Origin of the sequence: Mesorhizobium sp. M1227, assembly GCF_040318315.1 — a bacterium.
GTDB lineage: Bacteria > Pseudomonadota > Alphaproteobacteria > Rhizobiales > Rhizobiaceae > Mesorhizobium.
On sequence record NZ_JAMYLZ010000011.1, the window covers coordinates 157385 to 165954 of the forward strand.

At 63.3% G+C, this 8570-nt stretch carries 11 protein-coding genes; 9 read left to right on the forward strand and 2 right to left on the reverse strand.

Going from position 1 to position 8570, the window contains the following annotated elements; all coding sequences use genetic code 11:
• Positions 1-111: 111 nt before the first annotated feature.
• The gene (locus NKH28_RS16390; RefSeq protein WP_352979653.1) at positions 112-495 is read right to left on the reverse strand and encodes a hypothetical protein; all 384 of its coding nucleotides are present in this window, start codon (positions 493-495) and stop codon (positions 112-114) included.
• Between the two features lie 179 nt (positions 496-674).
• On the opposite strand from NKH28_RS16390, the gene ureC reads away from it, so the two are divergent.
• The 8 genes from ureC (at position 675) to NKH28_RS16430 (ending at position 7128) form a co-directional block, all read left to right on the forward strand.
• On the forward strand, positions 675-2387 hold the full coding sequence (gene ureC, locus NKH28_RS16395) for an urease subunit alpha (protein ID WP_502906630.1): 1713 nt from the start codon (positions 675-677) through the stop codon (positions 2385-2387).
• A gap of 8 nt (positions 2388-2395) precedes the next feature.
• Complete coding sequence (locus NKH28_RS16400; protein ID WP_352979655.1) at positions 2396-3172, forward strand: hypothetical protein; 777 nt, start codon at positions 2396-2398, stop codon at positions 3170-3172.
• A 114-nt stretch (positions 3173-3286) separates the two neighbouring features.
• Complete coding sequence (locus NKH28_RS16405; RefSeq protein ID WP_352474742.1) at positions 3287-3880, forward strand: hypothetical protein; 594 nt, start codon at positions 3287-3289, stop codon at positions 3878-3880.
• Positions 3881-3937: 57 nt separating this feature from the next.
• Positions 3938-4522 carry an urease accessory protein UreE gene (locus NKH28_RS16410; protein ID WP_352979657.1) on the forward strand — a complete coding sequence of 195 codons (585 nt, stop codon included), beginning with the start codon at positions 3938-3940 and terminating at the stop codon, positions 4520-4522.
• On the forward strand, positions 4509-5204 hold the full coding sequence (locus NKH28_RS16415) for an urease accessory protein UreF (protein ID WP_352979659.1): 696 nt from the start codon (positions 4509-4511) through the stop codon (positions 5202-5204). Before NKH28_RS16410 ends, NKH28_RS16415 begins: the two co-directional genes overlap by 14 nt.
• Positions 5201-5641 (forward strand): DUF3995 domain-containing protein, encoded by a 441-nt coding sequence (locus NKH28_RS16420; RefSeq protein ID WP_352979661.1) that lies wholly within the window; start codon positions 5201-5203, stop codon positions 5639-5641. The genes NKH28_RS16415 and NKH28_RS16420 overlap by 4 nt, the downstream gene beginning before the upstream one ends.
• Positions 5638-6279: an urease accessory protein UreG gene (ureG, locus tag NKH28_RS16425; protein WP_352979663.1), complete on the forward strand. Its 642-nt coding sequence runs from the start codon at positions 5638-5640 to the stop codon at positions 6277-6279. The genes NKH28_RS16420 and ureG overlap by 4 nt, the downstream gene beginning before the upstream one ends.
• 81 nt (positions 6280-6360) lie before the next feature.
• Positions 6361-7128 carry a class II aldolase and adducin N-terminal domain-containing protein gene (locus NKH28_RS16430; protein WP_352979665.1) on the forward strand — a complete coding sequence of 256 codons (768 nt, stop codon included), beginning with the start codon at positions 6361-6363 and terminating at the stop codon, positions 7126-7128.
• Positions 7129-7150: 22 nt separating this feature from the next.
• On the opposite strand, the gene NKH28_RS16435 is transcribed toward NKH28_RS16430, so the two are convergent.
• On the reverse strand, positions 7151-7783 hold the full coding sequence (locus tag NKH28_RS16435; protein ID WP_352979667.1) for an HAD family hydrolase: 633 nt from the start codon (positions 7781-7783) through the stop codon (positions 7151-7153).
• Positions 7784-8143: 360 nt separating this feature from the next.
• Between NKH28_RS16435 and NKH28_RS16440 the strand changes: the two genes are divergently transcribed.
• Positions 8144-8570: helix-turn-helix domain-containing protein (locus tag NKH28_RS16440; protein ID WP_352979669.1), on the forward strand; the 427-nt coding region annotated here is incomplete at its 3' end.

Below are 8570 nucleotides of genomic sequence, written 5' to 3' on the forward strand. Positions count from 1 at the left end.
TCCTTTTCGAGGCTCGTGTCAGGGCGACAGGACCGAAACGCAACGTCCCCCGTGAAGGTTCCCTTTGCGATGCGGCGGGCTGGCCGGGCGCCGGCCCGCCGCCTCGTCTCGTCAGCTCGCTTTCTTGGTGATCAGCGTCAGCGCGCCATTGGTGCTCATGCTGGCGGCGATCACCTGCGCCGAGGCGAGCCCCTTGGCTTCGAGCGCGGATTTGACCTGCGGTGTCGCGTCGATCGAGCCGCGCAGTTTCTGCAGGTCGGCATCGCTGCGCTTGGCGATCACCTCGTTGACCTTGGCTTGAGTGTCCGCGGGCAGATCCTTGATATCGACGACGTTGATCGCCTGGATGGTGGGCGCCTGCGGCTGCGCCCCGGGCGCGGCAGGAGCAGGTGCAGCCGGCGCCGGACTGGGCTGCTGCGCAGGCTGTTGCTGGGCGCTGGCGGCGGTTGCGAGCACCAGCGTGGCGGCGGCTGCCAGAAGGGTCGTTTTGCGCATGGATGTTCCTTTCCATCGATTGGCAAATGGTCGTTTTGGGGTGGCCCGGCCACCTCAAACGCTAAATGGGATCGGAAAGTGTCGCTCAGCGGGTCATTGCGTGACCATAGGATGGCGGCAATGTGGAGCCCGGCTTCGACAAGCGGTATTTTCGGGCTGTATTTCGGGAGCAATTGCTGATGGCTAAAATCACCCGCGCCGCCTATGCGCAGATGTACGGCCCGACCGTCGGCGACAAGGTCCGGCTCGCCGACACCGAGCTGTTCATCGAGGTCGAAAGGGATCTCACTCTTTACGGCGAGGAGGTGAAGTTCGGTGGCGGCAAGGTCATCCGCGACGGCATGGGCCAGAGCCAGGTGTCGCGCGCGCAAGGCGCGGTCGACACCGTCATCACCAATGCGCTGGTCGTCGATGCCACCGCCGGTATTGTCAAGGCAGATATCGGCCTCAGGGACGGCCGTATCGCCGCGATCGGCAAGGCCGGCAATCCGGATACCCAAGGCGGCGTCACCATCGTCATCGGTCCCGGCACCGAGATAATCGCCGGCGAGGGCAAGATCCTGACCGCCGGCGGCTTCGACGCGCATATCCACTTCATCTGCCCGCAGCAGATCGAGGAAGCGCTGATGTCGGGCATCACCACCATGCTCGGCGGCGGCACCGGCCCGGCGCACGGCACGCTGGCCACCACCTGCACACCTGGGCCATGGCATCTGGCGCGCATGATCCAGTCTTTCGACGCCTTCCCGATGAATATCGGCCTGTCGGGCAAGGGCAACGCGTCGCTGCCCGCCGCGCTCGAGGAGATGGTGCTTGCCGGCGCCTGCTCGCTGAAGTTGCACGAGGACTGGGGCACGACGCCGGCCGCAATCGACTGCTGCCTGTCGGTTGCCGACGATTACGACGTGCAGGTAATGATCCACACCGACACGCTGAACGAGTCCGGCTTCGTCGAAAACACGGTCGCGGCGATCAAGGGCCGCACCATCCATGCCTTCCACACCGAAGGCGCCGGCGGCGGCCACGCGCCTGATATCATCAAGGTCTGCGGCCTGCCTAACGTCATTCCGTCCTCGACCAACCCGACACGCCCCTACACGATCAACACGCTGGCCGAACACCTCGACATGCTGATGGTCTGTCACCATCTGTCGCCGTCGATCCCCGAAGATATCGCCTTTGCCGAGAGCCGCATCCGCAAGGAAACCATCGCCGCCGAAGACATTCTGCACGACATCGGCGCCTTCTCGATCATCTCGTCGGACAGCCAGGCCATGGGCCGTGTCGGCGAAGTGGCGATCCGCTGCTGGCAGACCGCCGACAAGATGAAGCGCCAGCGCGGTTCGCTGCCGCAGGAGACCGGCAACAACGACAATTTCCGCGTCCGCCGCTACATCGCCAAATACACCATCAATCCGGCCATCGCGCATGGCCTGTCGAAGGACATCGGCTCGGTGGCGGTGGGAAAACGCGCCGACCTTGTGCTGTGGAACCCGGCCTTCTTCGGCGTCAAGCCAGACATGGTGCTGATCGGCGGCATGATCGCCGCCGCCCCGATGGGCGATCCCAACGCCTCGATCCCGACGCCGCAGCCGATGCACTATCGGCCGATGTTCGGGGCCTACGGCAAGGCGATGACCAATTCGTCGGTGACGTTCGTCTCCAAGGCCGCGCTCGACACCGGCCTGCGCGACAGGCTCGGCATCGACAAGCAGATGGTCGCGGTCGAGAACACCCGCGGCGGCATCGGCAAGCATTCGATGGTGCTTAATGACGCCACGCCGCATGTCGAGGTCGACCCGGAAACCTATGAGGTCCGCGCCGACGGCGAACTCTTGACCTGCGAGCCAGCAACCGTGCTACCGATGGCGCAAAGGTACTTTTTGTTTTGAGGTGATGCGTGTTCTGGCGCACAAGCTCCCCGCTGGACGCCGACGACGAGGAGTGGCAGCTCGATTGCTGGGGTTGGCTGCTCAGGCATTTCGGCGGGGCAGCCGCGCTACGCAAACGTTCGCTGATCTTGCCAACACGAGCATTTTTCACCCCCTCTGAAGAACAGGGGCACGCCGCTGCATCGCACTATTTCGGGCAGGTGGCGGCATATTTTGGCATCGATGCGGCCCGCTTCAATCTCGTGCCACAGCAAGATTCAATCGACCCGGTTTTGGGACCGCTTCAGGTCCTTCAGGACGCGCCGCGGGAGCCTGCCGGGACCTTCTCCGTGTCCCGGGGCGGTGCCATGACAATCACCTACAATCCGGCGATCGTTCCCAAGCCCATGAAGCTCATTGCGACGTTCGCGCATGAGATTTGTCATCCATTGCTGTTCTCGGTGCCTGAAGAACCGCCGGGCGGCACCGAGATGGAGGAGTTCGCAACCGATCTCGCGGTCACCTTCTTCGGCTTTGGTATCTTCAATTCCAACACTGCGGCGAGTTTCACTCAGTACCGCGACACCGCCACCGGCACGCAAGGCTGGTCCTTCGAGCGACAAGGCTATCTGTCGCCAGCGGAACGCGCCTTTGCGCTGGCGCTGTTCATCCAGGCGCGCGGTCAGGGAATACAGGACGCGCGCGAGTATCTGGATTCCGGGCCGTTGGCCTATTTTCGCAAGGCAACGAAGTATCTGGCGCAGACGCCATCCATTTCATCCGATCTGCTTGCGGCGCACCAATAGCCAAGGTCTCAACGGACTCAACATTCGAACGGCAGGTCAGCGCAGCAGAAACCGGTTTTCACTTTTCAGATCACAATCTAGAACGCCAAATGTAGAACATGCCGCGCCAGGCCTATGGACCAGCAACTCCCCTACGCCCACGACATTTTCCCGCATATCCGCATCGTCCTGGGCATGGTGATCGGCCTTGGCGTCACACGGCTGCTGTCGGGGCTCGCCCGCATCGTCCAGCATCCCGGCCAGTACCGGCTCTATCCCGTGCACCTCGCCTGGGTTGCGTCGGTGCTTTTAATGCTGGTGCATTTCTGGTGGTGGGAGTTCGGCCTGTTCCAGATCGAGAATTGGACTTTCGGCAAATACCTGTTCATCATCTTCTACGCCGTCACGCTGTTCCTGCTCTGCGCGCTGCTGTTTCCGGATTCGATGCTGGACTACACCAGCTATGAGGATTTCTTTTATTCGCGCCGGGCCTGGTTCTTCGGCCTGCTGGCGGCGACCTATCTGCTCGACGTGATCGATACGCTGCTGAAAGGGCCGGAGCATTTCGCCCATTTTGGCGTCGAATATCTGATCCGCACGCCGGTTTTCGTCGCGCTTTGCGTCATTGCGATCCTGCTGCGCGACCGCCGCTTTCACATCGCCTTTGTCGCCGGCGCGCTCGTCTATCAGATATCGTTCATCCTGCGGCTCTTCGACACGATCGTCTGAGCCCCATTGGGGCGGCGGACGCGATAGGCTAGGCTTTTTGGGAGAGGCAGTTTTTACATGAAGCTCGATATTCGCACCGACTTCACCAAATTCCCGCGCGCCGTCTCCGTCCTGGCCGCAGGCGAAGCCGGAACCACCACGCCATACGACAGTGCGGTGCTTGCCCATGACGAGCGGCATCTGCGCCGCCGCGCCATCGAAACGGTGCGTAACGACAAGGTGCTGGTCGACCTGCCCGAACCGGTGAGCTTGAACCATGGTGACCGGCTGGTGCTGGAGGATGGCCGCCACATCGAGATCATCGCGGCCGAAGAGCCGCTCTACGATATCCGTGCCGGCGGCCCTGTCCATCTGGCAGAGCTTGCCTGGCACATCGGCAACCGCCATCTCGCAGCCGCCATCGAAGCTGGGCGCATCCTCATCCTGCGCGACCATGTCATCAAGGCGATGCTGGAGGGATTGGGCGCCACCGTGAGCGACGTTTCCGAACCGTTCAAGCCGGTGCGCGGCGCCTATTCCGGGCATGGCGGGCACGGCCATGCCCATACCGAGGTGCATGCGCACAGCCATGCCGAAGCGCATTCCCATAGCCATAGCGAATCGCATTCCCACAGCCATTCGCACGACCATGACCATGACTGACCAGCCTTCCAACGTTGCCCAGCCTTCCAATATTGCTTTGTTGCGGCTGATGGCGTGGCTGTCGCCTTCCTTCCCGGTCGGCGGCTTTTCCTACAGCCATGGTCTCGAGCAAGCCGTGCATGCCGGGCTGGTTGCCGACAGCAAAGAGCTCGCCGCGTGGCTGGAAACGCTGGTCGAGATGGGTTCGGGCTGGAATGATGCGGTGCTGTTTGCCGAAAGCTGGCGCAGGGCGCGCAAAACCGGCGATCTCGATGAAATCGTCGCCCTTGCCGAAGCTCTGGCAGGCTCGCGCGAGCGCCATGCCGAGACCATGCTGCAGGGCGCTGCTTTCCTGAAGGCGGCCATCGCCTGGCCGTGCCAGGTGCTGGATCGCCTGCCGGCCGAATGTGCCTATTGCGTTGCCGTCGGCGCCGTTGCCGGCGATCACGGCATTGCGCTGCGGGACGCCCTGGCGGCCTTTCTGCAGGCCTTCTTCTCCAATCTCGTCCAAGCTGCGATCCGGCTTGGCATCGTTGGCCAGAGTGCCGCGATGACGCTACTGGCCGCCTTCGAACCGCTTGCCCTGGCCACGGCCGACCGCGCTGCCGGCTCGGCCCTCGATGATCTCGGCGGCTGCGCTTTCATCTCCGACGTCACGGCGATGAAGCACGAGGCCCAGTATTCGCGGCTGTTCCGCTCATGATCGTCCTCGCTCTCGCCCTCTCGCTCGTCCTGCTGTTGATCACAGCACTGCATGTTTATTGGGGCATTGGCGGCATCTGGCCGGGCAGGGACGCTGCCTCCTGCGCCCGCGCGGTGGTCGGCTTCCGTGGCGTCGACGAGATGCCGGCGCCCTTCGCCAGCTTCGCCGTCGCCGCATGCCTGGGCCTGGCGACGCTGTGGCCGATGGCGCTCGAAGGCGTGTTTGCCACGCCCTTTCCCAAGGCCGGGCTCGCCGCCACAGCGCTGCTCATCGCACTGGTCTTCCTGGCGCGCGGCATTGCCGGCTTTGCGCCCTGGTGGCGACGGCTGGCGCCCGAACAGCCTTTCGCGCGGCTCGATGTCCGCTACTATTCGCCGCTCTGCCTTTTGATTGGGGCAGGCTTCGCCATTCTTGCGATCACGGAGTTCCCCGCATGATATCACCCAACGGTCCTCTTCGCGTCGGCATCGGCGGTCCGGTCGGCTCGGGCAAGACGACGCTCACCGAAAAGCTCTGCAAGGCGCTGCGTGACGAGTTCTCGATCGCTGTCGTCACCAACGACATCTACACCAAGGAAGACGCCATGATGCTGGCCCGGCTGCAGGCGCTCCCTGACGATCGCATCGTCGGCGTCGAGACCGGCGGCTGCCCGCACACCGCCATTCGCGAGGACGCCTCGATCAATCTGCAGGCGATCGCCGAGATGACCAAAAAATTCCCGGATCTCGACATCGTCTTCATCGAATCGGGCGGCGACAACCTCGCCGCCACTTTCTCGCCGGACCTTGCCGACCTGACGCTCTATGTCATCTCGGTTTGCCAGGGCGAGGAGATTCCGCGCAAGGGCGGACCGGCAATCACGCGGTCGGATTTCCTGGTCATCAACAAGAGCGACCTTGCGCCCTATGTGAACGTCAGTCTCGACGTGATGGAAAGCGACGCTGCCCGCATGCGCGGCAAACGGCCGTTCGGCTTCACCGACCTGTCGCGCGGCAAAGGGCTTCAGGAGGTGATAGATTTCATCGTCGAACATGGCGGGCTGAGGGTCGGCACGGCCACCAGCACGGCGGCATAACGGCGCTCGCCTGCACCAAACGAAACCGGTTGCGCGTGTTCCAGCCGCGCGGCATCCTTGCTTCTTTCACGGAGGTTTACGATGAGCATCACGCGCCTGCAGAAGGAAGTGCTGACCAACCTGCCGTTCTATGAGGAGCGCGTCGATATGGCTTGCGCCTTCCGCTGGACAGCGCGGCTCAACATGCACGAAGCGGTGGCCAATCATTTCTCGCTGGCGGTCAACGACGACGGCTCGCAATTCCTGATGAACCCCAACCAGGTGCATTTCTCGCGCATCAAGGCGAGCGATCTGCTTTTGATCGACGCCAATGATCCCGACACGCTTATGGGCCCGAATGCGCCCGACCCGACGGCGTGGGGCCTGCATGGTGCCATCCATCGCAACGTGCGTCATGCGCGCTGCGTCATGCATGTCCACTCGATCCACGCCACCGTGCTTGCCTCGCTCGCCGACTCGACGCTGCCGCCGGTCGACCAGAACTCGGCGATCTTCTTCAACCGCCATGTCGTCGACGCTCATTATGGCGGGCTGGCCTTCGAGGAAGAGGGCGAGCGCTGCTCCCAGTTGCTTGTCGACCCGAAGGTCAAGGTGATGGTGATGGGCAACCATGGCGTGCTGGTCATCGGCGACAGCGTCGCCGACACCTTCAACCGCATGTTCTATTTCGAGCGCGCCGCCGAAACCTATATCAAGGCGCTGTGGACCGGTCGGCCGCTGCGGGTACTGTCGGATGAGATCGCGGAGAAAGCGGCAAGGGAACAGGAAGACTATCCCGGCCAGGCCGAGCGCCACCTTTCCGAACTGAAGGCGATCCTCGACGAGCAGGAGCCTGCCTACCGGAGTTGAGCGCGGTCCCGCCGGGCCTGTATTAAAGCCCCAACTGAGCCCGCAGTTCGTCGGCGCTGTTGATGACAATCGCCCCCGGCGGTCCTTCCATGGGCACCTCCGGCCAGAAGATCGTCTTCATTCCCGCTGCCAGCCCCGCCGTGGCGCCGGTCACGCTGTCGTCGACCGCCACGGCCTTGGCGGGATCGACGTCGGCTAACCAGGCGGCGCGCAGGAAAGGTTCGGCATACGGCTTGCCTTCACGCACGTCGTTGCGGCTGACCGTCTTCATGCCGGGATATACGAGGCCTACGGCGCGCAGATTGGCATCGACGATTAGTCTGTCCGAGTTGGACACCACCGCTTGCGGCACGCCAAGCGCGCGCAGCTCATTGAAAATCTCGATCGCGCCGGTGCGTGGTGTCAGCGTTTCGGCCATCGGCAGATAGTGATCGTACTTGCGCACGATCCAGTCGTCGAAAGGCAGGTCGAGGCCGAACTCGTCGCGCAGCATTTCGTAGACCGGCCATGCGGCGATGCCGAGCACGCGCTCATGCAGGTCGGCCGGCGGCGCGATGCCGACGCTGTGCAGCGCCGCAATCAGCGCCGCCTCGTGCAGCGGCTCGCTGTCGACCAGCGTGCCGTCCATATCCCAGAAAACCGCTTTCGGCGTCATGCAAGGCTCCATTCTCAAAAAATTCCTTAAAGCGTTTAGCGCGCGAGATAAACCGCCGCGTCCCCGCTAATGCATGTCGCGCAAAGTGTGCAGCGGTTTTGCGATGACGACATGCATAAAAAGGAACCTAAAACGCGTCGCATGAGGCCGATCGAACGCAACGCGCTTTAGAACCGGGATTGGTGCGACCTCGACAGCCTTGCTGTTGCAACGAGACTGGGTCGACCTGTCACTTCGCTCCAAACACCAAGTTTCATTACTAAGCAATTGCTCTTACAATAGGCAATTGCGCGCAAGTTCATTCCCTGCGAAACTACTGCGCTCCGCCTCTTATGCTCGGCGGGGTTGGGAGGCAGGAACTTGAATTCGCGGCAGGACAGCGGCGGCAACAGGCTGGACGACGCGGCGCGTGCCGGCTGGCTCTATTATGTCGCAGGCAACACCCAGGACCAGATCGCCGCCACGCTTGGCATCTCGCGGCAGACGGCGCAGCGGCTGGTGTCGCTCGCAGTCTCCGAAGGGCTGATCAAGGTGCGCGTCGACCATCCGATCGCCAATTGCCTCGACCTTGCGGCACGGCTGAGATCGCGCTTTGCGCTTGATCTGGTGGAGGTGGTGCCGAGCGACCCTTCTTCTTCCTCCACCGTCATCGGCGTCGCCGAGGCGGCGGCGGCCGAGATCGAACGGCGGCTGCGGTCGCCGGGGGGCCCGCGGCAGGGGGGAGGGGCCCCCGCCCCCCCGGAGGCCCCGGCAGCCCCAACACCCCCGCAGGGGAAGACCGCCCCCC